24 protein-coding genes are annotated in these 23272 nt (G+C 62.1%); 10 read left to right on the top strand and 14 right to left on the bottom strand.

The window, feature by feature from the left end:
• The first annotated feature begins 13 nt into the window (after positions 1 to 13).
• Positions 14 to 394: a RidA family protein gene (locus HKK52_RS00255; protein ID WP_169368779.1), complete on the top strand. Its 381-nt coding sequence runs from the start codon at positions 14 to 16 to the stop codon at positions 392 to 394.
• A gap of 58 nt (positions 395 to 452) precedes the next feature.
• Here HKK52_RS00255 and HKK52_RS00260 read toward each other — a convergent pair whose 3' ends face one another.
• The 5 genes from HKK52_RS00260 to HKK52_RS00280 all read right to left on the bottom strand — a co-directional run bounded on the left by HKK52_RS00260 (position 453) and on the right by HKK52_RS00280 (position 2650).
• Complete coding sequence (locus HKK52_RS00260; protein WP_169368780.1) at positions 453 to 740, bottom strand: hypothetical protein; 288 nt, start codon at positions 738 to 740, stop codon at positions 453 to 455.
• A gap of 142 nt (positions 741 to 882) precedes the next feature.
• A complete protein-coding gene (locus HKK52_RS00265; protein WP_169368781.1) occupies positions 883 to 1053 on the bottom strand; it encodes a DUF2986 domain-containing protein in 171 nt (56 codons plus the stop codon).
• Between the two features lie 190 nt (positions 1054 to 1243).
• Positions 1244 to 1750, bottom strand: a complete 507-nt coding sequence (msrA, locus tag HKK52_RS00270; RefSeq protein ID WP_169368782.1) for a peptide-methionine (S)-S-oxide reductase MsrA — start codon at positions 1748 to 1750, stop codon at positions 1244 to 1246.
• A gap of 78 nt (positions 1751 to 1828) precedes the next feature.
• The gene (locus HKK52_RS00275) at positions 1829 to 2260 is read right to left on the bottom strand and encodes a hypothetical protein (RefSeq protein ID WP_169368783.1); all 432 of its coding nucleotides are present in this window, start codon (positions 2258 to 2260) and stop codon (positions 1829 to 1831) included.
• Positions 2261 to 2383: 123 nt separating this feature from the next.
• The gene (locus tag HKK52_RS00280) at positions 2384 to 2650 is read right to left on the bottom strand and encodes a hypothetical protein (RefSeq protein ID WP_169368784.1); all 267 of its coding nucleotides are present in this window, start codon (positions 2648 to 2650) and stop codon (positions 2384 to 2386) included.
• A gap of 405 nt (positions 2651 to 3055) precedes the next feature.
• Here HKK52_RS00280 and HKK52_RS00285 point away from each other — a divergent pair, with 405 nt between their 5' ends.
• The 6 genes from HKK52_RS00285 (at position 3056) to HKK52_RS00310 (ending at position 9639) form a co-directional block, all read left to right on the top strand.
• Complete coding sequence (locus HKK52_RS00285) at positions 3056 to 3535, top strand: VOC family protein (RefSeq protein ID WP_169368785.1); 480 nt, start codon at positions 3056 to 3058, stop codon at positions 3533 to 3535.
• Positions 3536 to 3879: 344 nt separating this feature from the next.
• The gene (locus HKK52_RS00290) at positions 3880 to 4134 is read left to right on the top strand and encodes a YtcA family lipoprotein (RefSeq protein WP_169368786.1); all 255 of its coding nucleotides are present in this window, start codon (positions 3880 to 3882) and stop codon (positions 4132 to 4134) included.
• 16 nt (positions 4135 to 4150) lie between these two features.
• On the top strand, positions 4151 to 5200 hold the full coding sequence (gene mdtN / locus HKK52_RS00295; RefSeq protein ID WP_169368787.1) for a multidrug transporter subunit MdtN: 1050 nt from the start codon (positions 4151 to 4153) through the stop codon (positions 5198 to 5200).
• Positions 5197 to 7242, top strand: a complete 2046-nt coding sequence (locus HKK52_RS00300; protein ID WP_169368788.1) for an FUSC family protein — start codon at positions 5197 to 5199, stop codon at positions 7240 to 7242. The genes mdtN and HKK52_RS00300 overlap by 4 nt, the downstream gene beginning before the upstream one ends.
• Entirely contained in the window at positions 7239 to 8699 is a 1461-nt protein-coding gene (locus HKK52_RS00305; RefSeq protein ID WP_169368789.1) for an MdtP family multidrug efflux transporter outer membrane subunit, read from the top strand. The genes HKK52_RS00300 and HKK52_RS00305 overlap by 4 nt, the downstream gene beginning before the upstream one ends.
• 571 nt (positions 8700 to 9270) lie before the next feature.
• On the top strand, positions 9271 to 9639 hold the full coding sequence (locus HKK52_RS00310; protein WP_169368790.1) for a DUF6124 family protein: 369 nt from the start codon (positions 9271 to 9273) through the stop codon (positions 9637 to 9639).
• Positions 9640 to 9735: 96 nt separating this feature from the next.
• On the opposite strand, the gene HKK52_RS00315 is transcribed toward HKK52_RS00310, so the two are convergent.
• The 7 genes from HKK52_RS00315 to HKK52_RS00345 form a co-directional block, all read right to left on the bottom strand.
• Positions 9736 to 10425: a response regulator gene (locus HKK52_RS00315; protein ID WP_169368791.1), complete on the bottom strand. Its 690-nt coding sequence runs from the start codon at positions 10423 to 10425 to the stop codon at positions 9736 to 9738.
• Positions 10422 to 13118: a two-component system sensor histidine kinase KdpD gene (kdpD, locus tag HKK52_RS00320; RefSeq protein ID WP_169368792.1), complete on the bottom strand. Its 2697-nt coding sequence runs from the start codon at positions 13116 to 13118 to the stop codon at positions 10422 to 10424. Before kdpD ends, HKK52_RS00315 begins: the two co-directional genes overlap by 4 nt.
• A gap of 26 nt (positions 13119 to 13144) precedes the next feature.
• Positions 13145 to 13717, bottom strand: coding sequence for a potassium-transporting ATPase subunit KdpC (gene kdpC / locus HKK52_RS00325; protein ID WP_169368793.1), 573 nt, complete (start codon positions 13715 to 13717; stop codon positions 13145 to 13147).
• Between the two features lie 12 nt (positions 13718 to 13729).
• Positions 13730 to 15808: a potassium-transporting ATPase subunit KdpB gene (gene kdpB, locus HKK52_RS00330; RefSeq protein ID WP_169368794.1), complete on the bottom strand. Its 2079-nt coding sequence runs from the start codon at positions 15806 to 15808 to the stop codon at positions 13730 to 13732.
• A 10-nt stretch (positions 15809 to 15818) separates the two neighbouring features.
• Positions 15819 to 17591 (bottom strand): potassium-transporting ATPase subunit KdpA, encoded by a 1773-nt coding sequence (gene kdpA / locus HKK52_RS00335; protein WP_169368795.1) that lies wholly within the window; start codon positions 17589 to 17591, stop codon positions 15819 to 15821.
• Positions 17588 to 17680, bottom strand: coding sequence for a K(+)-transporting ATPase subunit F (gene kdpF, locus HKK52_RS00340; protein ID WP_103316005.1), 93 nt, complete (start codon positions 17678 to 17680; stop codon positions 17588 to 17590). Before kdpF ends, kdpA begins: the two co-directional genes overlap by 4 nt.
• A gap of 200 nt (positions 17681 to 17880) precedes the next feature.
• Complete coding sequence (locus HKK52_RS00345) at positions 17881 to 18786, bottom strand: LysR family transcriptional regulator (RefSeq protein WP_169368796.1); 906 nt, start codon at positions 18784 to 18786, stop codon at positions 17881 to 17883.
• A gap of 118 nt (positions 18787 to 18904) precedes the next feature.
• Here HKK52_RS00345 and HKK52_RS00350 point away from each other — a divergent pair, with 118 nt between their 5' ends.
• Complete coding sequence (locus HKK52_RS00350; protein ID WP_169368797.1) at positions 18905 to 20317, top strand: MFS transporter; 1413 nt, start codon at positions 18905 to 18907, stop codon at positions 20315 to 20317.
• On the opposite strand, the gene HKK52_RS00355 is transcribed toward HKK52_RS00350, so the two are convergent.
• Positions 20318 to 20623, bottom strand: a complete 306-nt coding sequence (locus HKK52_RS00355; RefSeq protein ID WP_169368798.1) for a panthothenate synthetase — start codon at positions 20621 to 20623, stop codon at positions 20318 to 20320.
• Positions 20624 to 20861: 238 nt separating this feature from the next.
• On the opposite strand from HKK52_RS00355, the gene HKK52_RS00360 reads away from it, so the two are divergent.
• Positions 20862 to 21770, top strand: a complete 909-nt coding sequence (locus tag HKK52_RS00360) for a bifunctional helix-turn-helix transcriptional regulator/GNAT family N-acetyltransferase (RefSeq protein ID WP_169374138.1) — start codon at positions 20862 to 20864, stop codon at positions 21768 to 21770.
• 159 nt (positions 21771 to 21929) lie between these two features.
• Positions 21930 to 22565, top strand: a complete 636-nt coding sequence (locus tag HKK52_RS00365; RefSeq protein ID WP_169368799.1) for a hypothetical protein — start codon at positions 21930 to 21932, stop codon at positions 22563 to 22565.
• A gap of 37 nt (positions 22566 to 22602) precedes the next feature.
• Here HKK52_RS00365 and HKK52_RS00370 read toward each other — a convergent pair whose 3' ends face one another.
• On the bottom strand, positions 22603 to 23148 hold the full coding sequence (locus tag HKK52_RS00370) for a hypothetical protein (RefSeq protein ID WP_169368800.1): 546 nt from the start codon (positions 23146 to 23148) through the stop codon (positions 22603 to 22605).
• Between the last annotated feature and the right edge of the window lie 124 nt (positions 23149 to 23272).

Raw genomic sequence — 23272 nt, forward strand, 5'->3', positions numbered from 1 at the left:
ACAAGAGATCCCCATGGCCAACCAAGACATCGCTTTCACCCCCGATCCAGACGCCGAATCCATCTCCTCCGACGTCGCCGGTTTTGGCGGCCTGCTGGTTTCCACGCAGATTCCGACCCACGCGGATGGCAGCCTGGAGCTGGGCGGTATCGTTGAGCAGAGTGAATGCACCTTGCAGGCGCTGAAGGTGGCGCTGGAAGGCGCGGGCAGTTCGATGGATCGGGTGTTGCACCTGACCATCTACCTCACCGACATGGCCGACCGCGCCGCCTTCAATGAGGTTTACAAGCGCTTCTTCGCCAAGCCGTGGCCGGTCCGCGCCGCAGTGGGCGTCGCTGCGTTGGCGGTCGAAGGCATGCGGGTGGAAGTGACCGCGATGGCGGCCAAGGCCTGAGTCAGCGGGTTATCCGGAGGCGCCGTTCAATGAGCGGTCGCTGCCGGATCGAGCGCTGTTATTTTTTGCACTCCGCCAACACCACCTGGCAAGTACTCGGCGTGCCACCGGATCGGCCGGCATAACGCATGCAATTATTCAGCGACTTTTTGCGCGCCATGCTCAGGGTGTCGCCCCAGGCCAGGCCGCCTTCGCCGGAAGTCGGTAGCGCTTTTGCATAGCAGCTTGAGCCGAGGCTGGCGGCCGAATGGCGATGGCCGCTACATCCTGCTATCAGTGCAAGGGTGATGGCGAGCAGGAAGGGAAGGCCCCATGACAAGCCGTGGCGCGCTGTTTTTCCGGTCATGCCATGTCCCCCTGGATCAACAGGCTGGCGGCGAGTTGGTGGGCGTGTCTATTTAGATTAGCCGGTATTGCGCCTGTCCAGGCAGCGTTCGATAACGCGGACACGGCCCTGAAAATTTCACGTTCTTTATGCGGACGCGATTTCACTCGACAGCGTCGTTGGCTGGAACAATTGCGTCTTGGCCGGGCTCGGCAGCCAGTTTCAACCGGTCGGCTTTGCTGATGTATTTGGACTTGTTTGCCGGTGCCAATTTGGCACTGGCCTTTTTGGCGTGCGCCTTTAATAACTGGGTTATTTTTTTACGACGATTCATGTTGTTACTCGGCCTGTCAGGTCTTGAAGGGTGTCAGTTTAAAATATTGAACCCAATCCCTGTGGCGTTCTTTTTAATGCATGACGTTGAGCGTGAGCGGCGCTGCCTGGCGTCCGCTGGATTGACGGGTTGCCCAAGCCGAAGCGTAAAACCAAAGAGGCGGCTCATTTGAGCCGCCTCTGTTCAGTGATTACCCGCGCGTGGGCAGTTTCCAGCCTGGGCGGATGAAGTGGCAGGTGTAACCGTTGGGTAAGCGTTCGAGGTAGTCCTGGTGTTCCGGTTCGGCTTCCCAGAACGGCCCGGCCGGGGTGATTTCAGTGACCACCTTGCCGGGCCAGAGGCCGGAGGCTTCGACGTCGGCTACGGTGTCCTCGGCCACCCGTTTCTGCTCATCGTTGAGGTAGAAGAGGGCGGAGCGATAGCTGGCGCCGATATCGTTGCCCTGGCGATTCTGGGTCGTCGGGTCATGGATCTGGAAGAAAAACTCGAGGATCTGGCGGTAGCTGATCTGCTGCGGGTCGAACACGATCTCGATCGCTTCCGCGTGGTTACCGTGGTTGCGATAGGTCGCGTTCGGCACATCGCCACCGGAATAACCCACCCGCGTGGACAACACGCCGGGGTAGCGTCGCAGCAGATCCTGCATGCCCCAGAAGCAGCCACCGGCCAGGATGGCGGTTTCGGTTTGCGTCGTCATAAGCGGTCATTTCCCTCAGTGAAAGAGTCCGTTACTGGTTGATCGGAGCGTTGAACTGGTCGGAGTAACTACCGTCCATCAGCGAGGATGCCACTCGATCCGAACCGATGCCACTGCGGGAATAGGCGAGGCGAGCGGCGTTGACGTGATCTGCGCCATCTGCGGCGAGCGCGCCGGCACCGACATGATCCGAACCATCCGCCGCCACTGCACCAGCGCCAACGTGATCTGAGCCGTCGGCGGCAACCGCCCCGGCACCCACACGATCCGAACCATCAGCCGCAACCGCCCCGACACCGACATGATCCGAACCATCAGCGGCCACTGCCCCGGCACCAACGCGATCCGCGCCATCAGCGGCAACCGCGCCAGCGCCAACACGATCCGAGCCATCGGCGGCAACCGCACCAGCGCCAACATGATCCGAGCCATCAGCGGCAACCGCCCCGGCTCCCACACGATCCGCGCCATCAGCGGCAACTGCACCAGCACCCACACGATCCGCGCCATCGGCGGCTACCCCTCCGGCGCCGACACGATCTGAACCATCAGCGGCCACCGCTCCGGCGCCGACACGATCTGAACCATCAGCGGCCACCGCTCCGGCGCCGACACGATCTGAACCATCAGCGGCTACCGCTCCGGCGCCAACGCGATCTGAGCCATCCGCAGCAACAGCGCCAGCACCGACTCGATCAGCGCCGTCAGCGGCAACTGCACCAGCACCGACTCGATCCGAACCGTCTGCTGCCACTGCACCGGCGCCAACGCGATCCGAGCCATCAGCTGCCACTGCACCGGCGCCAACGCGATCCGAGCCATCAGCGGCAACTGCACCAGCACCGACTCGATCCGAACCGTCTGCTGCCACTGCTCCAGCACCAACTCGATCCGAACCATCAGCAGCCACCGCTCTAGCACCAACACGATCCGACCCATCCGCCGCCAAGGCTTGCGGCTGTGCAGCCCAGGCACCGGGCATTACCACCGTCGCCGCGAGCGCCAATACAACGCCTGAAAAAAACTTATATTTCATGATGTTCTCCATAACCCATCAGCCACAAAGCCATTGAGTACGACCGGTCGTTCGATCCTGGGCGACACGACGCACGGACTCGGGCTGGTTACGTTGGCGATTGGCACGGGTGCGCCCACAGCGCACGGGTGTCGACGTATTGCATGACAAAGCGATAACCAACTGAAGAGTATAGATCGCCCTTGGCGACTGGCCCGGACCGGTGACCATCGGTGCGGAAAATGCGCAGCTAGAATGATCGGGGTCAGTCTCAATGTTGGAGAACCGAAATGGTCAGCAAAAACATCATTTGCCTCTGGTACGACGGCGCCGCGCTGGAGGCCGCGACGTTCTACGCCAAAACCTTCCCGGACAGCACGGTAGACGCGGTGCATCGCGCGCCGGGCGACTATCCGGCGGGCAAGCAGGGCGACGTCCTGACGGTCGAATTCACTGTGATGGGTATCCCGTGCCTCGGGCTCAATGGCGGCTCCGGGGTCAAGCACAACGAGGCGTTTTCGTTCCAGGTGGCGACCGACGACCAGGCTGAAACGGACCGCTTGTGGCACGCGATTGTCGGAAATGGCGGTAAGGAAAACGTCTGCGGCTGGTGCCAGGACAAATGGGGACTGTCGTGGCAGATCACCCCACGCATCCTGACCGCTGCGGTCACCGACCCCGATCAAGCGAAAGCCAAGCGCGCGTTCGACGCCATGATGACGATGGGCAAAATCGACATTGCGGCGATTGAGGCGGCTTTGGGGCGTTAACCTGTGGATGTCAGCGACATGGATGCTGACTGTGCCACCGGCTTCGCGAGCAGGCTCGCTCCCACATTGGTTTGATGTCGTTTGCAAGATGTATGGCCGACGCAGGTCCCTGTGGGAGCGGGCTTGCTCGCGAAGGCGTCAGACTTGGTACACCGCATCATCGTTCTTCGCGGGCAAGTCGGGCCGCCGCTTGGCTCTTGCGGGGGATCGTGTTCGATCAGCAAAAACAAATACGCTCCCTTTACGGTTCTCGGCTGGCTACGGCTATGAACTTCCGGCTTTTGTGGGCTATAAAGAATCACTCGGATCGAGCCGGATAAATTCCCTTTGATGGAGGGATGTTGATGAGTCGGTGGGGAATCGTACTGCTGACCCTGGCACTATCAGCCTGTGCCAATGCGCCATCGGTGCCCGTGCTGGGCGCGTATTTCCCCGACTGGTTGTTCTGCATCCTCGGTGCCGTGCTGCTGGCCTTTGTGCTCCACGCACTGCTGGCTCGGCGTGGTTTCGGTGCCTGGCTGGCGCCACCCGCGCTGACCTACCCCTTGCTGACCGTACTGTTTGCCCTGTGCACCTGGCTGCTGTTCTTCCAGTCCTGACCGGGAGTCGCCCGTTATGAGCAATGTTGTGAAGACGCTGCCCCGACGCCTCCTGCTATTGCTGCTTTTGGGGCTCACGCTGGTGTTGCTGGTTTGGGTTATCTGGCGGCTCGATAATGCGCCGCGCACCGATGACGCCTATGCCTACGCCGACACCATCAACGTCACTCCCGAGGTCAGCGGCAGCATTATCGAACTGCCGGTGCACGAGAACCAGCAGGTGAAGCAGGGCGACGTGCTCCTGCGTATCGATGCTCGACCCTACCAGGATGTTCTGGACCAGACCCAGGCGTCACTGATCGCGCTGAACCAGGAAATCATCCTCAGCCAACGCCAGGTCGATGCCCAGCAGTTCAACTCTGACGCGGTAAAAGCCAGTATCGACCGGGCCAAAGCGGCAGCGACCCAGACCGCCGACACCTTGCGCCGGATGGAGCCGCTGTTGTCGCGCGGCTATGTTTCCGAAGAGCAGGTGGACCAGGCACGCACCGCCGCCAAAAGCGCCCGTGCCGAATTGAATGCCGCGCAGCTCCAGGTCAAGCAAGCCGCCGCGGCGGTCAGTGGGGTTGATGCGTTGGTCGCCAAACGCGCCGTGATCCAGGCGCAGGTTTCCCGTGCTGAACTGGATCTTGAACACAGTGTTGTGCGCGCGCCCTTCGACGGATTGATCGTCGGCCTGACCACGTCCGACGGTCAGTTCGCCGCTGCCGGGCATCCACTGTTCAGCCTGATCGATACGCGGCGCTGGTACGTGGTGGCGAATTTTCGCGAGACCGAACTGTTCCACATCCATCCCGGCAGCCGCAGCACCCTCTACTTGATGAGCGACAGCCGACGTGCCTTCAGTGGCACCGTGGATTCCATTGGCTTCGGCGTCTTCCCGGACGATGGCGGCGCCCAGGTCAGTGGGCTGCCGAAGGTCGCGCGAACCATCAACTGGGTGCGGGTGGCCCAGCGTTTCCCTGTGCGCATCCGCGTCGATCAGCCTGATCCGCAACTGTTCCGCATCGGCGCATCGGCGGTGGCGGTGATCCATGCCGACAGCGCTGAAGGTCAGCGGCAATGACAGCGGTGGAGGGCGGGCCTGGGCGTCAGTGGCGCTTCCTTGCTGCGGAGCTGGCACCTTTTCCCGGACGTGGTAATGCGCTGTTGCGCAATGTGGTGGCCTGCACCCTGGTGATCATCCTCGCGATGAGCCTGGAGCTGCCGTTGCTGGCGCTGTCGCTGATCATGGTGTTTTTCGTCAGCCAGACCAACGTGGTGCTGACGCGCATGGCCGGCATTTTGTTCATCGTCAGCGCCACGCTCGCGATCGGTATTGCCATCCTTTTGCTCAAGTTCACCTACGGCTATCCGCTGCTGCGCATCCTGTTGGCCAGCGTGGTGTTCCTGGTGAGCATGTTCGGCATGCGCGCCACGCGTCTCGGCCCGCTGTTTTTCGTGGTCGCTATCGTCACTATTTACGTGCAGAGCCTGGTGGACAGCGTGGCGCAACCCGAGTTGTTGCTGCGCGCCTGTTTGTGGGTGTGGATGGCCGTGGTCTACCCGACGCTGGTGACCGTACTGGTCAACACCTTGCTGCTGCCGCAAGAGCCGCAACAACTGCTGCGCCAAGCGATGCAGCGTCAGTTGGCGCAGATCGACGCATGCCTGGCCGCGCTGGAAGAGGGGCGCGCAAAGCTCCCCGTGATCAACCCGACTGACGTGCAGCACGGCGTACTGAGCCTGCATAAACTGCTGAAGTTCGCCAGCATGCGCGATGCTGTCTATCGAGCCCGCGAGGTGCAGCATCTGGCGCTGATCACCGGCGTGTCCCGACTGTATGCCGCGACTGCATCTTTGAGCACGCCAGTCCCGGACGTCGAGGCACTGGCGGCGTTACGCGAGGATTGTGCGGCGCTGGCCAGGTCCATTGACCTTGATCCCATGGCGTTGCCGCCATTGCACAGCGAGGCCTTGTTGCGGCCGCTGGTTCCGGCGGCGCTGGAGGAGATGCGCGACGCTTTGCGCACCCTGGCCGCCAGCGACAGCGTGACCCCGGCCAGTAAAACACCGGTGAAAGAGCCGATGCTGGCCAGTGACGCCTTCAGCAATCCCAATTACCTGCTATTTGCCCTCAAGACCTGGCTGGCGGCGATGCTCTGCTATGTGTTCTACAACGCAGTGGACTGGCCCGGCATCCACACGGTGATGCTGACCTGCGTGATCATCGCCTTGCCCAGCCTCGGCGCCTCGACCCAGAAAGGCCTGCTGCGCATTGGCGGTTGTCTGGTGGGGAGTGCCTTGGCGCTGCTGTGCATGGTCTTTGTCATTCCGGGCCTCGAAACGCTGGTCGGTCTGTTGGCCATGAGCCTGCCAGTGATTGGCCTCGGTGCCTGGGTCGCGGCGGGCTCCGAGCGCATCAGTTATGCCGGGTTGCAGATCATGTTCTGCTTCGCCCTGGCCTTGCTCGAACAGTTCGGCCCGAGCGTCGATCTGACGGAAATCCGCGACCGCTTGGTGGGGATCGTTCTCGGTGTGGTGGTCAGCACGCTGGTGCATGGCCTGTTGTGGCCGGAAGGCGAGGGTGACAGTTTGCGTCGACGCCTTTGCGCCACCTTGCAGGGCATCGGCGGATTATTGCGCGCGCCAACGTCTGGCGGATCGACCGATCACCTGCACGAGCAGAGTGTGCGCAATTGGGGTCAGCTCGCCGATTGCGAGGCTATGCTCGCCCGGGTCGCTCTGGAGCCTGGTTGGCAACAGGGCGAGCATGAAGAACTGACGCTGTTCACTCAGACGGTGCTGGCCAAGGCTCGGCAGATCCTTCTGCTCACCGGGCAGTTGCAACGCAACCGTGCGGCGATCGATGCTCAATTGCCAATGCCGCTGCGAGACTGGCTGGACGGGCAGCAGGAGCGGTTGGGGGTTTGGCTGACCAGCTACGCGGCGCGACTGCAAGATCAGGCGGTTGTGGTGGAAGGCTTGCCGCCAATCGATCCGCCAGCGGAAGGTGGGCCGGGCGCTGATGGATTACTCCGGGAGCTGCGTGAGCTACGTCGTTTGGCAGGCTCGCTGCCAGATTGGCAATCGTTTGAAACCGGTACCCTGGCGGCGGTGCGGCCATGAACGCTGGCACGCGTTTGTGCGCGTTTCTCTGCCTGTGCCTGATCGTCGGCGGATGCGCGTTGATCCGCGAAGACGGCACCCTGACGGCCCAACGTGACCCGGCCAGCATCCGTCTCGCCGACGACCTGCACCTGGCCCGCGAGGGTTGGCCCGAATCGCGTTGGTGGGCACGTTATCAAGACCCGCAACTCGACCAGTTGATCGATATGGCCTTCGCCCAGTCGACAAGCATCGCCATCGCCCGCAGCCATATCGATCAGGCTCGCGCCCAGGCCGCCTCGGTGAAATCCCTGTCCGGCGTGCAGGTCGACCTGATTGGCCTGGTCAACCGCCAGCACGTTTCCGCTAATGGTTTCCTCGGCCCGTTCGCTGAAAACGAACCATCGCTCGGCCTCACCGGCCCTTGGTATACCGAGGGCATCGTGGGCCTCGGCGGCGCGTACCAACTCGATCTCTGGGGGCGGCAGCGCGCGCAAGTGGACGCCGCCCTGGGCGTGCGCAACGCGCGTCAGGCCGAAGCGGCGTGGGTCGAACTGGAAGTGTCCAGCGGCGTGACCCTGCTGTATTTCCAGATCCAGACGGCGCAGCAACTGCTGGCTGACTTGCAACAAATGTCGACCATCGCCGCCGAAGTGGTGGCCGCGCATCAGGCGCTCATCGAACGTGGCCTGGAGTCGCAGCCACAACGGCAGCAGGCGTTGAGCAATCAGGCGCTGATCGATCGTCAAATCGTCGCCCTGCGCAGCCAGTCGCAACAACTGCGCGAGGCGATGCGGGCGCTGCTTGGAGCCGGCGCCGAAGACTCCCTGCCACTGGCGCCGCGAGCCCTGCCGGAACACCCTTATGGTGTGCCGCAGAGCCTGGGTTATGAACTGCTGGCGCGTCGCCCGGATTTACAGGCCATGCGTTGGCTGGTGCAGTCGTCCTATTCGAACATCGATGCGGCCAAAGCCGCTTTTTATCCAAGCTTCGATATCAAGGCGTTTTTCGGTGCCGATGCGCTGCACATGGGGGATTTGTGGGACCACGGCAGCCGACAAATCAACCTTATCCCGGGGATGACTCTGCCGATTTTTGACGGTGGCCGCCTCAATGCCGAACTGGCCAACGCCCGCAGCCTGAGCAACAGCCTTGTGCAGCAATACAACCAAGCGGTACTTGACGCCGTACGCGATGTCGCCGTGGCCGGTAGCAAGTTGCAGGGCCTGGACGCGCAGGAGGTGTTGCAGCAGAGTCGAATCGGCAACATGCGTTTCAACCGCGACAGCGCCGAGGCGCATTACCAGCGCGGCCTGTTGGGGCGGGTCGTGGCACTGGAAGCGAACCTGCCACTGCTGGCCGAGCACAGCGGCCTGGTCCTGTTGCAGGGGCAGCGACTGGAAAGCGAGGTGGCCTTGATCAAGGCGTTGGGCGGTGGTTATCACTCCACTGATTCAATAGCGGCGGTCAAGGAGTGATGGGTGTCGAGGCCTTTGACAGTTACATAGATGCTGAATGTGCCGCTGTCATCGCGAGCAAGCCCGCTCCCACATTTTGTTCAGAGTCATTCGCAAGATTTGTGGTCGCCGCAGGTCCCCTGTGGGAGCGAGCTTGCTCGCGAAGGCGTCAGGCCTGGTGCCCCGCGTTATCGTTCTTCGCGGGCAAGTCGGATCGCCGCACCGCTCGCTCCCACCAAGGCGGGTGTTTAATGGCGCGTTTAACGACACTCGGTGTTACGTCATAAGCGGCTACAACGCCTTGCGCCGTTGCCTACGCGTACGCCAGAATCCGCCGGCTTGTGCGTCCAGGTCCGGGACTTTATCGTTTCCCCGTCGCTGAAAAACAGCGATCGGGTTTGGTAGCCCGTTGTACTGGCGCATAGCCGAATGCAGACGCTTTTTCAGGTCAATGCTTTATGGTGGCCATGCGCAGGGTCCCCTCGGGGCGCCGGTTCCAGTACTCCGGTCTACCAACCTGTGTATGGCCTCCACCTCTTCGTTTGGTAGCGAAAGTGATGGCTCCTATTTAACCAGTACTGGAGTTTCATCTATGTTCAAAGTTACGCCCAACCCCCCGGATATCGATCCGATACCCTATGACGCCTCTTTTGATCTTGATCCCAAGAAAATGAAAGAAGCAGCCGACCGCGCGCTCGACTTCTACCTCAACCCGAGGGCGACGAAAACGCAGATACCGCCCCGCAAATCCAGCAACTTCTACACCATCGACGCAGCGGTGGATGACGAAACGTTGCTCGTCGACGCCTCCGAATCGTTGGCCTCGGCCCGCGAGATGGTCAACGACCTCGTTGACCTGACGGACGGCCCGCGACGCTACACGATGCTGGTGCTGCAACGGGTGATCATGTTGAGTGCGCTGGCGGTCAATCGGGTACTGGACAACCACAAGCCTGGGTAGGCACCGGGCATTGTAGGAGCGAAGCTTGCTCGCGAAGGCGTCGGACCTGACACACCGCGTCATCGTTCTTCGCGGGCAAGCCTCGCTCCTACAGGGTCACGGAATAAACCGATACCCAACCCCCGTCTCCGTCACTAGATGCCTCGGCTGCGAAGGGTCCACCTCGACCTTCTTCCTCAACCCGCCCATAAACACCCGCAAATACGGCGTATCCGTCGTATGCGACGGCCCCCACACCGCTTTCAGCAGTTGCAAATGCGTCAACACCCGATTCGGATGCGAGCAAAGGTGTACCAGTAACCGATACTCCAGCGGCGTCAAATGCAGCGGCGCACCCGAGCGTTCCACCACCCGGCGTTCTACATCGATGCGCACGTCGCCAAAGCTCAGCACTGAACTGTTATCGGCCTCTTTCGCCTGCCGGCGTAGTAAGGCGCGCACCCGGGCGAGCAGTTCGCCAGTGCCAAACGGCTTCACCAGATAATCGTCAGCGCCGGTGTCGAGGGCGAGGATTTTGTCCGCTTCGGCACCCCGGGCGGACAAGACGATGATGGGCACCGGTGACCAGTTGCGCACATCACGGATCAGGTCGATGCCGTCGCCGTCGGGCAGGCCCAGGTCGAGGATGATCAGGTCGGGGCGGCGGGTGCCGGCGTCGATCAGGCCACGGTGGAAGGTGTCGGCTTCATGCACGTCCAGGCCCTCGGCTTGCAGGGCCATGCGCACGAAGCGGCGGATTTCCTTTTCGTCCTCGATGATCAGGACGTGGGGCACAGAGTCGGTCATGGCTGTTCCTCGTCAGTCTGCGGGGCGAAGGATTCGATGACGGGCGGGGTTTCGCGGGGCAGGCGCAACGTGAAGCGCGCGCCGCCTTCGGGCCGGGTGGCGCCGACAATGGTGCCGTCATGGGCCTGGGCGATGGCCCGGCAGATGGCCAAACCCAGGCCGACGCCGGGGATCGAACTTTCCTTTTTACCGCGCATGAATTTGCTGAAGATCGCTTCTTCGTGACCCTGGGGCAGCCCCGGTCCTTCGTCAGCGACCCACACTTCGATTGTGTCCGGTGTCGCCGAGGCGCCCAGATTGATGGTGGTAGCAAGTGGGGTGTATTTGACGGCGTTTTCAATCAGGTTGATCAGGATGCGTTCGATCAGTACTGCGTCGATGCGCACCGGCGGCAAATCATCATCCAGCGCGACATGCACCAAACGTCCACCGAGTATCGGCTGCACCGCACGCAAGGCACTGCCGACCACGTCTTCCACCGGTTGCCACTGACGATTCAACACCACTTTGCCGGACTCCAGTCGCGCCATGTCCAGCAGGTTGTTGACCAAGGTGTTCATGCGCAGCGCCGATTCGCCCACCGCCGTGGCGATCTCGGCGGCTTCGCCGGTCAGCGCTGGCTGGGTCAGCTTGAGCGCTTCGGCGAGCCCGACCATCACCGACAGCGGCGTGCGCAGATCGTGGGAAATGGCGGACAGCAGCGAATTGCGCAAGCGCTCGGATTCCATTTGCACGGTCGTGTCCTGGGCCACGTTGATGTAGTGAATCCGTTCGAGGGAGATGGCCAGCAACGAGGCGCAGGTATCGAGCAAACGCCGCTGTTCCGGCACCACCAAGCGCGTCGTGTCCCGGGGCTGCACGGCGAGGATGCCGCGCACGCGCATCGGCGCCGACAACGGCAGGTACAGCGTTGAACTGGAGGGCAGGGTGTCGGTGCCATACCCGGCCGGCTCGGTTTTATCGAATGACCACTGCGCAATCGCCAGATCGACCTGCGGGGCATCGCCAGTGACCATCGGCGCCAGCAATTTGTTGTTGTCATCGGCCACCAGCAAGGCCGAGCGGGCGCCGAATTCGGCGGACAGAAACTGCGCGCTGATCTCGGCCACCTGTTCGGTGAGCAACGCGGCGGACAGCAGGCGCGACATATCGTAGAGCGCGCGCATGCGGTCTTCGCGCCGTTGCGCCACCCGCGCCTGGTACGTCAGGCCGGCGGTCATCTGCCCGATCACCAACGCGACCACCAACATGACGACGAAGGTCACCAGGTACTGCACATCGGCAAACGCGAAGGAAAAACGCGGTGAGACAAAGAAAAAATCGAAGGCGCCAACGGACATGAACGCCGCCATCACCGCCGGGCCACGACCAAAGCGCACCGCAACAGCGACGACCGCCAGCAGGAACAGCATGACGATATTGGCCTGTTCGAGTACGCCTGCCAGCGGCAGGGCGATCAACGTCGTCACCGCACAGATCCCGGCGCTCCACAGATACGCCGACCACAGGATCGGGCTTTCGCGGGTTTCAGGCTGGCTCTCGGGGCGCTGGCTGGAAGCAGGCAACGACACTTGAATCACATCCAGATCCGCGCCCAGCACACCAATCCGATCCGCCAGCACCTGGCGCCAAAACTTACGCCGAGGACGTTCGTCACGTCCCAGCACCACCTTGGACAGATTGTGCATGCGCGCATATTTCACCAGCGCTTCGGCAATGTCCTGGCCCGCCAGGGTCGAGATCTGCGCGCCCATGTCCTGGGCCAGTTTCAAGGTTGCCAACACCCGACGACGCTTAGCTTCTGGCAGGCGCTGCAAGGCCGGGGTTTCGACAAACACCGCATGCCACGGCACATTCAACTGAGCGGCCAGGCGCGCCGTCGAACGCACGGTTTTCTCCGCCTGTTCATGGGGCCCGATACAGGCGAGCAACGAGTCGCGGGTGCCCCACACCGGTTTCACCGCGCTGCTTTGGCGGTACTGCAACATGTCGCTGTCGACCCGGTCGGCGGTGCGGCGCAGCGCCAGTTCGCGCAGGGCGATCAGGTTGCCTTTGCGGAAGAAATTCTGCACCGCACGCTCGGCCTGTTGCGCCAGGTAGACCTTGCCTTCCTTCAAGCGCTGCAACAGATCGTCGGGCGGCAAGTCGACGATCACCACTTCGTCGGCGGTATCGAACACATGGTCGGGCACGGTTTCCCAGACGCGAATGCCGGTGATGCCGCCGACAATGTCGTTGAGGCTTTCCAGGTGCTGGACGTTCATCGTCGACCAGACATCGATCCCGGCGCTGAGCAACTCTTCCACGTCTTGCCAGCGTTTTGGATGCCGCGAGCCGACGGCGTTGGAGTGGGCCAATTCGTCGATCAGGATCAGGCCCGGGGCACGGGCGAGGGCGGCGTCGAGGTCGAATTCGCTGACGGTGCGCTGTTTGTCGAGGATGCGCTTGAGCGGCAGCAGCTCAAGGCCTTCGGTCAAGGCCTGGGTTTCGGCGCGACCGTGGGTTTCGATCACGCCAATCAGCACCTCGATGTCCTGCAACTTCGCAGTATGGGCGGCGGCGAGCATGGCGTAGGTCTTGCCGACCCCGGCGCTGGCGCCGAAAAATATCTTCAGCCGACCGCGTTTGGCTTGCGCTTCCTCTTCGCGAATCCGGGCCAGTAGTTGGTCCGGGTCAGGACGTTGTTCGGCCATCACGCTCACCGTGTGTGAGTTGCCGCTCAGCGGGCGGCGTCGAGCGCCAGGTTCAGGGCCAGCACGTTGACTCGGGGTTCGCCGAGGAACCCGAGCAGCGTGCCTTGAGCATACTCGCCGATAAGCTGCCGGACCTTCTCGACCGGCAGATTGCGCACCCGCGCCACGCGCCCGGCCTGATACAACGCGGCCGCGAGGCTGATCTGCGGATCAAGACCACTGGCGGAACTGTAGACCAGGTCGGCGGGCACCGTGGCGGTGTTGCCGGGATCGGCCGCTTGCAACGCCGCGATCCGCCCCTTGATAGCCTCCGCCAACGCCGGGTTCGACGGGCCAAGATTCGAACCGCTGGAGGCTTGCGCGTTATAGGGCATGGGGCTGGTGGCAGACGGGCGGCTCCAGAAGTATTTCGGATCGCTGAAGCCCTGACCGATCAACAGCGAACCCACGGTTTTGCCGTCGCGTTCGATCAGGCTGCCAGCGGCCTGATGCGGAAACACCAGCCGCGCAATGCCGGTAGTCACCAAGGGATAAGCCAAACCGGTGAGCAGGGAAAAGACAATCAACAGGGTCAACGCCGGACGCAACAGAGTGGTCATGACAGTGCTCCCTCAAACCAGACCGACAGCGGCCAGGGCCATGTCGATGATTTTGATGCCGATGAATGGAACGACAACCCCGCCCAGCCCGTAGATCAACAGGTTGCGCCGCAGCAACAGGGCGGCGCCGACCGGGCGGTATTTGACGCCTTTAAGTGCCAGGGGAATCAGGAAAATGATGATCAGCGCATTAAAAATCACCGCCGACAGCACCGCCGAATTCGGACTGGTCAGGCCCATGATGTTCAGCGCCGCGAGCGAAGGATAAGTGGTGACAAACGCCGCTGGCACGATGGCGAAATACTTGGCCACGTCGTTGGCAATCGAGAACGTGGTCAGCGAGCCCCGGGTCATCAGCATTTGTTTACCGGTTTCCACCACCTCGATCAGTTTCGTCGGGTTGCTGTCCAGATCGACCATGTTCCCGGCTTCCTTCGCCGCTTGGGTCCCTGAGTTCATTGCCACCGCGACATCGGCCTGGGCCAGCGCCGGGGCGTCGTTGGTACCGTCGCCGGTCATCGCCACCAAGCGACCTTCGGCCTGGTAGCGGCGGATCAGCTCGAGTTTTTGCTCCGGCGTGGCCTCCGCCAGAAAGTCATCGACCCCGGCCTCGGCGGCGATGGCCGCAGCAGTGACGCGGTTGTCGCCGGTGACCATCACGGTCTTGATCCCCATGCGCCGCAGTTCGACAAAACGCTCCTTGATCCCGCCCTTGACGATGTCCTTGAGCTCGATCACGCCCAACACCTTGGCGCCATCGGCCACCACCAGCGGCGTACTGCCCCGGCGTGCCACGTCTTCGACGATGGTTTGCACCGCGTCGGGGAAGTGGCCGCCGAGACTTTGCACATGGCGCAGGATCGCTTCACCGGCGCCCTTGCGCAGTTGACGCGCGCCCATGTCGACGCCGCTCATGCGGGTCTGGGCCGAGAAGTGCACGAAGTGAGCGTCAAGTGCGCCGATATCGCGTTCGCGCAGGTTGAAACGTTGTTTGGCCAGCACCACGATGCTGCGGCCTTCAGGGGTTTCATCGGCCAGGGAGGCGAGTTGCGCCACGTCCACCAGTTCCGCTTCCTTGATCCCCGGCGCCGGTAAAAACGCCGAGGCATGACGATTGCCGAGGGTGATGGTGCCGGTCTTGTCGAGCAGCAGAACGTCCACATCACCGGCAGCCTCCACCGCACGGCCGGAGGTGGCGATGACATTGGCTTCCATCATGCGGCTCATGCCCGCCACGCCGACCGCCGACAGCAAACCAGCAATGGTGGTGGGGATCAGGCACACCAACAGCGAAATCAGCACGGTAATGGAAACCGGCGTCCCAGCCTGGGCCACCGCGACTCCGAACAGCGAGAAGGGCAGCAGCGTCACGGTCACGCCGAGGAACACGATAGTCAGCGCCACCAAGAGGATGGAGAGGGCGATTTCATTCGGGGTTTTTTGCCGTTTGGCGTTCTCGACCATGGCGATCATGCGGTCGACGAAGGTTTCGCCGGGGTTGGTGGTGACGCGCACCACGATCCAGTCCGAGAGCACGCGGGTGCCGCCGGTCACGGCCGAAAAGTCGCCGCCACATTCGCGAATCACCGGCGCCGATTCGCCGGTGATCGCCGACTCATCCACCGAGGCCGCGCCTTCGATCACTTCGCCGTCGGCGGGGATGATCGAGTCGCCGAGATCGCCGGCCTCGACCACCACCACATCGCCTTTGCACAAGCCGCTCGATTGCGCCAATTGCCACTCGGCGCCGTAGTGCGGCTCGCGAAGTTTTTTGGCCCATGTTTCCTTTTTCAGGTCGCGCAACGAAGCGGCCTGGGCCTTGCTGCGACCCTCGGCCAGGGCTTCGGCAAAGTTGGCGAACAGCACGGTGAACCACAGCCACAAGGCAATCGCCAGGATGAATCCGCTGCTGGCCTCGCCCTGTCCACGCAAGGCCTGGACCCACAAGGCACTGGTGATGATTGCGCCGATGTAGACGACGAACATCACCGGGTTGCGCCACTGGATTCTGGGGCTGAGTTTACGAACCGACTCGAGCATGGCTGGGGTGATGAGTTTGGGGTCGAACAAGGAGAACGCTTGGCGGGTCATGGTCGTGGTCTCACTTGATCAGGTTGAGGTGTTCGACGACCGGCCCGAGCGCCAGCGCCGGCACGTAGTTCAGCAAACCGACCAGCAACACCGTGCCGATCAGCAGCGCCACGAACAGCATCCCGTGGGTGGGCATGGTGCCGCCGGTGACCGCCAGGCGTTTCTTCGCCGCCAGGCTGCCAGCGATGGCGAGCACCGGCACGATCACGCCGAAGCGGCCGAACCAGGCGACGATCGCCAGCATCGTGTTGTAGAACGGCGTGTTGGCCGACAACCCGGCGAAGGCGCTGCCGTTGTTGTTAGCGGCCGAGGAGAGGGCGTAGAGGATTTCCGAAAACCCGTGGGCACCCGGGTTGGCGATCCCCAGCCGGCCGGCCTCGGCCATGACCGCGATGGCGGTGCCGAACAGCACCAGCAATGGCGTCACCAGAATCGCGATGGCGACCATTTTCATCTCGTAGGCTTCGATCTTCTTGCCCAGGTATTCGGGGGTGCGGCCGATCATCAACCCGGCGATAAACACCGCAAGAATCGCGAACACCAACATGCCGTACAGCCCCGAGCCGGTGCCGCCGAACACCACTTCGCCCAGTTGCATCAATATCAGCGGCACCGCGCCGCCCAGTGGGGTAAACGAGTCATGCATGGCGTTGACCGCACCGCAGGAAGCGGCGGTGGTCACGGCGGCGAACAGGCTGGAGGCGCTGATGCCGAAGCGCAGTTCCTTGCCCTCCATGTTGCCCGCCGCCGTGTCGATGCCCAGCGAGGAAAACTGTGGATTGCCCAGTTGTTCGTAGTGAGTGACCGCGACCACCGCAATGACGAAGATGATGGTCATCGTCGCCAGCAGCGCCCAGCCTTGGCGGATGTCACCGACGACGTGGCCGAAGACGAAGCACAGCGCGGTCGGGATCAGGAAGATCGCGATCAGTTGCAAGAAATTGGTCAGGGCGGTGGGGTTTTCGTAAGGGTGCGCCGAGTTGGCATTGAAGAATCCGCCGCCATTGGTGCCGAGCATCTTGATCGCTTCTTGCGAGGCGACCGGGCCCATGGCGATGGTCTGCTTGTCGGTGTTGGCGGCCACGGTAACGGGGCTGCCTTGGGCATCGAGCTTCGGTTGGCCGGCGTCGTTCAATACCGGTGCCTGGTACTGCATGACTTCCATCGTCGTGACTTCCTTGTAGGGGTCAAGATTCTGGATGGCGCCCTGGCTGACCAGGAACAGCGCGAAGATCAGCGACAGCGGCAGCAGCACCCACAAGGTGATGCGAGTCAGGTCGGCCCAGGCATTGCCGATGCTGCTGGCGCTGTGGCGGGCGAAGCCGCGAATCAGCGCCACCGCCACGACGATGCCGGTAGCCGCCGAGAGGAAATTCTGCACAGTCAGCGCGAGCATTTGTGTCAGGTAGCTCATCGTCGATTCACCGCCATAACCTTGCCAGTCAGTGTTGGTGACGAAACTGGCGGCGGTGTTGAACGAGGAGTCCGGCGTCACGGCGCCGAAGCCTTGCGGGTTGAATGGCAGCACGCCTTGCAAGCGTTGCAGCGCGTAGACCAGCAGCAATCCCAGCGCGTTGAACAGGATCAGGGCGAGGGCGTATTGCAGCCAACTCATCTGCGCTTCGGGCGTGACCCCGGCCAGGCGATACAGCGGCGATTCAAGGCGCGCACCGAAAGCAAATCGGCCCTCCATCACCGTGGTCAGCCAGCGTCCGAGGGGCCAGGCCAACAGCCCCAGCGCCAGCAAAAAGGCCCCGAGCAGGAGCCAGGCTTGGGTGGTCATAGGAAGTCCTCCGGAAACAGCAGCGCGGCGACCAGGTACACCAGCAACCCGGCCGCGATGATGCCGCCGAACAGATAGAAACCGGTCATGACCGCCTCCTGTTAAGTGCCGCACAGCCACGGGCCAGGCCGATCAGGCTGACGAAAAGCAGCGCACCGAGTACCACAAAAATGAAGTCCATGGCGTTTCCTCCTGCATTGAGGAAAAGCCTAGAGGGATGGCTGGTAAGTTGTTATCAGGATTGGGGGCGGGGGGATAAAGATCTTGTAAAGACGGGGTAGGTGTCGCTTTAGAAAAGTGGCTCGGCACACACATCCCGAATACACCCGCGCAACCAGCGATGCGCCGGGTCGGCGTCGAGCCGTGGGTGCCAGAGCAGGGATACGGTGATCGGCGCGATGGACACGGGAAGGGCAAAACTGTGCAGGCCGGTACGCAAACTGGCGGTATGGCGTTCCGGCACACTGGCGATCAGGTCGCACGACCGAACCAGCGCCAGGGCGGTGGAGAAACCGCCAACGACGGTGACGATCTCCCGCTCCAACCCGAGCACACCCAAGGCATCATCAATCGCCGTCGGGCCTTTCTCCGGGCCTCGTCGCGACACGCCGATGTGACGGCCTGCGGCATAACGGGCAGGGGTGATGTCGCCGTGGCTCAACGGATGCTCCAGGCGCACCACGCCGATGAAACGGTCGCGGAACAACGCCTGCGCTCGCAGCTCCGGCGCCATCGACGTTCCGACCACGCCGGTTTCCATGTCCACGGTGCCATCGCGCAATGGCGTGCTGTCCTTGTTCGGTTTCTGCACGAACAGCAGCCGCACGCCCGGCGCTTCTTCGCTGATGCGCGCGAGCAGGGCCGGGCCGAAGGTTTCGACAAAACCGTCACTGGTGCGCACGGTGAAGGTGCGCACCAGTTGCTGCAGATTCAGCTGCTCGACGGGACGCAGCACCGCTTCGGCGTCCTGCACCAGTTGACTGACCCGTTCGCGCAATTCGAGCGCGCGGGGCGTCGGCACGAGGCCGCGCCCGGCCCGGACCAGCAGCGGATCGCCAGTGGTTTCACGCAACCGCGCCAGGGCCCGGCTCATCGCCGAGGGGCTCAGCCGCAGTCGCTTGGCGGCGCGCGTGACGCTGCCTTCTGCGAGCAGAACGTCCAGGGTGATAAGCAAGTTGAGATCGGGCATCGACATGCGGCGACGTTAGCACGGGATATGGCGTCTGGTGCACAAGTAATGTGCAAACGGTGCGTCTTCCGCCTTGTCACCCAGAGTCATACGCTGTGGACAGCCAGCCAAGGAGCTCACCTTCATGACTCACCCCGATCAGACCCTCGCTGTCAGCGAGCAACGGACACCTTCGGTGCGCTGGGTGCTCGCCAGCCTGTCGTTGTCGATGTTGCTGTCATCGCTGGGCACCAGCATCGCCAATGTTGGCTTGCCGGCGTTGGCACAGGTGTTCGGCGCATCGTTTCAGCAGGTGCAGTGGATCGTCCTCGCCTACCTGCTCGCCATTACCACCTTGATCGTCAGTGTCGGCCGGCTCGGCGACCTCATTGGCCGGCGACGCTTGCTGCTGACGGGCATCGCGCTGTTCACCCTGGCCTCAGCCTTGTGCGGCCTGGCGCCCTCGCTTTGGTTGTTGATCGGCGCCCGCGCCGTACAGGGCCTTGGCGCGGCGATCATGATGGCGCTGACCATGGCGTTTATCGGTGAGGTGGTGCCGAAGGCCCGGACCGGTAGCGCCATGGGTTTGCTGGGGACGATGTCGGCGATGGGCACCGCGCTCGGTCCATCCCTTGGCGGTGTGTTGATTGCCGGACTCGGCTGGCAGGCAATGTTCCTGGTCAACGTGCCGCTGGGGATTCTGACGTTTTCGCTCGCCTGGCTGTACCTGCCCGCCGATCGTCGAGGGCAGAAGCGTGGCGGTTTCGACCCTGTGGGCACGCTGGTACTCGCGCTGACACTCGCGGCCTACGCTCTCGCTATGACCCTTGGCCGGGGCAGTTTTGGTGTGCTCAATGTGGCGCTGTTGTTCGTGGCTTTTGTGGGCGTCGGCCTCTTCGTGTTCGTCGAGTCGACGGTGGATTCGCCGTTGATCCGTGTGGCGATGTTCCGCGATGCATCGCTGAGCGGCAGCCTCGCCACCAACGTATTCGTCTCGACGGTGATGATGGCGACGCTGGTGGTCGGGCCGTTCTACCTTTCACGCGGGCTCGGACTCAATCTGGCCGTGGTCGGTGTGGTGATGTCGATCGGCCCGATCATCTCCGCATTGAGCGGCATTCCGGCGGGGCGGGTGGTTGACCGGTTTGGCGCGCCGGTCATGGTCATCATCGGGCTGATCGCAATGGCGACGGGTTCGATTGCGCTGTCCGTGCTCCCCGCGTTATTTGGCCTGGCGGGTTATGTGGCGGCCATCGTCATCCTGACGCCCGGTTATCAACTGTTCCAGGCTGCCAACAACACAGTGGTGATGCAGGACGTACCGGCGGAGCAGCGTGGCGTGATGTCCGGTTTGCTCAGCCTGTCGCGCAATCTCGGGCTGATCACCGGTGCCTCGGTGATCGGCGCCGTGTTTGCCTTCGCGTCGGCGGCGACCGACCTGACGACGGCCGCCCCCGAAGCCGTCGCTAGCGGTATGTGCATTACATTTTCGGTAGCCGCCGCTTTGATCGGCGCTGCGCTCGTCATCGCGTTGGCGAGTCGTGGGCGCCGGGCCTGATCAGCCCCAGGTTTTGCCGAGCGCATCCAGCCCGGCGTTTTGCAGATCCTGAGGGCTCATGGCGATGCGGAATTTGCAGTTGGCCTGGAAGTTGAGAAAAAACGGTTCGGAAAAACGCGGGATCTCGGACGCGTTCTGCACATCGATCAGCAAAATCCCGCCGCGCATGCCGTCCTGCTCAGTGAAGTAGACCGTCTCGGGTTTCAGGCTTTCCAGCACGCGCCCGATGATTTCACCGACTTTGCCGGCACGCACCAGCGTGTTGAAGGGTTCGTGTGGGAACTCGACCGTCATTAGCATTTTCATGATTGGATTCTCGGTTGAAGTGGCTGCTCCCTATCAAGATCCCGGCTCCGGATTACGTGTGGTTAAGGATAGTTAAGCCGGAGTGCGGCCTCGGGCAGGGTTACGGACGGTCATCACACAGTTCGCCTCGATTGACGGTTATTTTGTTGTGCGATACAACTAAATCACCGTTTCCCAGGAGGTGCGCGCCGTGACTGATTCCAACCTGATCCACCACGTTCGCTCGGCGTCGCGCCTGATGGTGCGAGAGTTGGGTTTTATGCAGGCAACGCTGGCGGCGACCGATTATCCGCCGTCCTCCGTGCACACCATCGTGGAACTGGGCAACCGCGAATCGCTGACGGCGGTGGAACTGGTGGCGTTGCTCGGCCTGGAAAAATCCAGCGTCAGCCGCATGGTGCGCAAGCTCATCGAGGCCGGCGAAATCGAAGAAGTGCCGAACGAGCAGGACGCACGCTCGAAAAAACTGCAACTCACGGAACAGGGCCGGCAGACCTTGCGCGCGGTGGATGTCTTTGCCAACCAACGGGTCGGCGCCGCCATGACGCACTTGAGCCCGGCGCAACAACAGGCGGTGAGTGAAGGCCTGGGCCACTACGCGGTGGCCCTGCAATCTCAACGCCTGGGCACCGAACCGCCCAAAGCGTCGTTGCAGATCGCTCGGGGCTACCGTCCCGGCATCATCGGCCGCATCGTCGAAATGCATGCCTGCTACTACGCCAGAGTCGCGAACTTCGGTCAGCCATTCGAAAGCCTGGTCGCCTCCGACATGGCCGAACTGATGGGGCGCCTGCACAACCCGCGCAATGAGGTGTGGGTGGCGCTGGACGGCGAGCGCATCGTCGGTTCGATTGCCATCGATGGCGAAGGCGAAGAGGGGGGCGCGGTGCTGCGTTGTTTCATCCTGGACGACAGCGCGCGCGGCAAAGGCGCCGGCAAGCGCTTGCTGGCCGAAGCCATCAAGTTCTGTGACGAATGGGGGTTTGCGGCAACACGGCTGTGGACGTTCAAGGGCCTGGATGCGGCGCGCAAACTGTATGAAGACGTGGGGTTTACCTTGCAGCAGGAGCAAGACGGCGAACACTGGGGCGGGCGGATTACCGGGCAATGGTTTGTTCGACCTGGACTCGGTGACTCGTCAGCTTAATCCGATGGCCAATCAGCTTGGCGGGGTCTGTCAGTAGTCGGATTTGTGTTTTCGAACAGATTTTTTCGGTAATGGCCTTTTACGATCACTTGCCACTCTCTAGAATCCGCCGCAGTTCTCCGCGATGGAGGCGCTATGCCATCAATAAAGGAAGTTGTCATGCAAATCGGAAAAATTCTGGGGCTGGCCCTGGCGCTCGGGCTGAGCGGTTGCGCAAGCTTTACCCAGGACGAAGTGGCCCCGGTGAACCTGCCGTCCATGTCCAGTTATTCGAACAAGCCAAATGTCTACGTCGATTTCGACTTCTACCAGGGCACACTGAAAAGCCCTACAGCGGTTGAAATTCCCCAGGCTCGCGACATGCTCAAGCCGCAGCTGCAAAAAGTCCTGAGTGATTCCGGGCTGTTTGGCCGGGTGACCCTTGATGAGTTCCAGAAGCAGCCAGGTGATTACAGCCTGCGCCTCAAGGTTTACAACCATCCACCGGGTGGTGGCCAGATGGCCATGGCCTTTATCAGCGGGTTGACCATGACCATCATCCCGGCGCTGGCGACTGATCAGTATTCCATGAGCCTCGAGACGCTTGACCCTCAGGGGCAGGCCGTCACCAGCGGGACCAACCATGACTCGGTCAACACTTGGTTGGGCATCTGGTTTGTGCCTTTGATGAGCAATACGCCGAAAGAGGCGGTGACCGATACCTTCAGCCGCCAGGTCAATGCGTTGCTCAAGCAAATGGTCGACAGCAAAAGCTTGAAGTACTCGGCGCTGGATGCCGGCGTGCCTCGGGCCTGATGTAAAAAGAGCCGCAATCGCGGCTCTTTTTTTGCCCTTACTTCAGGGCCTGGATGAATTGCGGATCGCTGTACAACGTCTTCAGCAAATCACGCACCATCGGATTGTAGGCATAGGCGGCCCGGGGAATCGCAATGGCGCCGAAAAAACTGCTGTCCCACTGGCTGCTCACGTCCTTGGTGGCGTCGTACACCACGTCATTGCCCTTGAGCAGGGTAAAGCGCGCGGCGAGCTGACCGGTACCGGTGCCCATGCCCGCGGTCAGCTCATTCTTCACCAGCAATACATTCAGGTGCCGCTGTGCTTGCGGATCCAGCAAACCCGCCCGGCGCAACTCTTCGTTGATGGCGTCCTGGATATGCAAAGGGATGCTGCCACTCGGCGAGCTGATCGGATTGGCTCGAACAGTCAGCGAGCCTTGACCCGCATCTGCCTTGACCTCGGCATTGCTGATCGAGTGCAGCGGTGGCGTTTGCTTGAGCTGCTGGGCGTTCTCATAGTTCGGTTCATAGCGGGTCATGGTGACGCCACAACCTTGCAACAACAGGGCGAACAACGGGACGAGCAGTAGGGATTTTTTCACGGCATTTCCTTGCGTGAGTTTCGGGGGCGAGATTATCGATTGATGGCCGCTGGCCATCAATCAGATATTGAGAACAATGCCGATTTTTTTCTGCGCAGTAGAACGAAAAAAGCCCGGGAGCAAA

The organism is Pseudomonas sp. ADAK2 (genome assembly GCF_012935755.1).
Classification (GTDB): Bacteria; Pseudomonadota; Gammaproteobacteria; order Pseudomonadales; family Pseudomonadaceae; genus Aquipseudomonas.

What these genes read in the sequence shown, in the direction of transcription:
- HKK52_RS00255 (WP_169368779.1), top strand. Translation starts at nt 14, where the DNA reads ATGGCCAACCAAGACATCGCTTTCACCCCCGATCCAGACGCCGAATCC.
- HKK52_RS00260 (WP_169368780.1), bottom strand. Translation starts at nt 740, where the DNA reads ATGACCGGAAAAACAGCGCGCCACGGCTTGTCATGGGGCCTTCCCTTC.
- HKK52_RS00265 (WP_169368781.1), bottom strand. Translation starts at nt 1,053, where the DNA reads ATGAATCGTCGTAAAAAAATAACCCAGTTATTAAAGGCGCACGCCAAA.
- msrA (WP_169368782.1), bottom strand. Translation starts at nt 1,750, where the DNA reads ATGACGACGCAAACCGAAACCGCCATCCTGGCCGGTGGCTGCTTCTGG.
- HKK52_RS00275 (WP_169368783.1), bottom strand. Translation starts at nt 2,260, where the DNA reads ATGGCGCGGATCGTGTGGGTGCTGGTGCAGTTGCCGCTGATGGCGCGG.
- HKK52_RS00280 (WP_169368784.1), bottom strand. Translation starts at nt 2,650, where the DNA reads ATGGTTCGGATCGAGTTGGTGCTGGAGCAGTGGCAGCAGACGGTTCGG.
- HKK52_RS00285 (WP_169368785.1), top strand. Translation starts at nt 3,056, where the DNA reads ATGGTCAGCAAAAACATCATTTGCCTCTGGTACGACGGCGCCGCGCTG.
- HKK52_RS00290 (WP_169368786.1), top strand. Translation starts at nt 3,880, where the DNA reads ATGAGTCGGTGGGGAATCGTACTGCTGACCCTGGCACTATCAGCCTGT.
- mdtN (WP_169368787.1), top strand. Translation starts at nt 4,151, where the DNA reads ATGAGCAATGTTGTGAAGACGCTGCCCCGACGCCTCCTGCTATTGCTG.
- HKK52_RS00300 (WP_169368788.1), top strand. Translation starts at nt 5,197, where the DNA reads ATGACAGCGGTGGAGGGCGGGCCTGGGCGTCAGTGGCGCTTCCTTGCT.
- HKK52_RS00305 (WP_169368789.1), top strand. Translation starts at nt 7,239, where the DNA reads ATGAACGCTGGCACGCGTTTGTGCGCGTTTCTCTGCCTGTGCCTGATC.
- HKK52_RS00310 (WP_169368790.1), top strand. Translation starts at nt 9,271, where the DNA reads ATGTTCAAAGTTACGCCCAACCCCCCGGATATCGATCCGATACCCTAT.
- HKK52_RS00315 (WP_169368791.1), bottom strand. Translation starts at nt 10,425, where the DNA reads ATGACCGACTCTGTGCCCCACGTCCTGATCATCGAGGACGAAAAGGAA.
- kdpD (WP_169368792.1), bottom strand. Translation starts at nt 13,118, where the DNA reads ATGGCCGAACAACGTCCTGACCCGGACCAACTACTGGCCCGGATTCGC.
- kdpC (WP_169368793.1), bottom strand. Translation starts at nt 13,717, where the DNA reads ATGACCACTCTGTTGCGTCCGGCGTTGACCCTGTTGATTGTCTTTTCC.
- kdpB (WP_169368794.1), bottom strand. Translation starts at nt 15,808, where the DNA reads ATGACCCGCCAAGCGTTCTCCTTGTTCGACCCCAAACTCATCACCCCA.
- kdpA (WP_169368795.1), bottom strand. Translation starts at nt 17,591, where the DNA reads ATGACCACCCAAGCCTGGCTCCTGCTCGGGGCCTTTTTGCTGGCGCTG.
- kdpF (WP_103316005.1), bottom strand. Translation starts at nt 17,680, where the DNA reads ATGACCGGTTTCTATCTGTTCGGCGGCATCATCGCGGCCGGGTTGCTG.
- HKK52_RS00345 (WP_169368796.1), bottom strand. Translation starts at nt 18,786, where the DNA reads ATGTCGATGCCCGATCTCAACTTGCTTATCACCCTGGACGTTCTGCTC.
- HKK52_RS00350 (WP_169368797.1), top strand. Translation starts at nt 18,905, where the DNA reads ATGACTCACCCCGATCAGACCCTCGCTGTCAGCGAGCAACGGACACCT.
- HKK52_RS00355 (WP_169368798.1), bottom strand. Translation starts at nt 20,623, where the DNA reads ATGAAAATGCTAATGACGGTCGAGTTCCCACACGAACCCTTCAACACG.
- HKK52_RS00360 (WP_169374138.1), top strand. Translation starts at nt 20,862, where the DNA reads ATGGTGCGAGAGTTGGGTTTTATGCAGGCAACGCTGGCGGCGACCGAT.
- HKK52_RS00365 (WP_169368799.1), top strand. Translation starts at nt 21,930, where the DNA reads ATGCAAATCGGAAAAATTCTGGGGCTGGCCCTGGCGCTCGGGCTGAGC.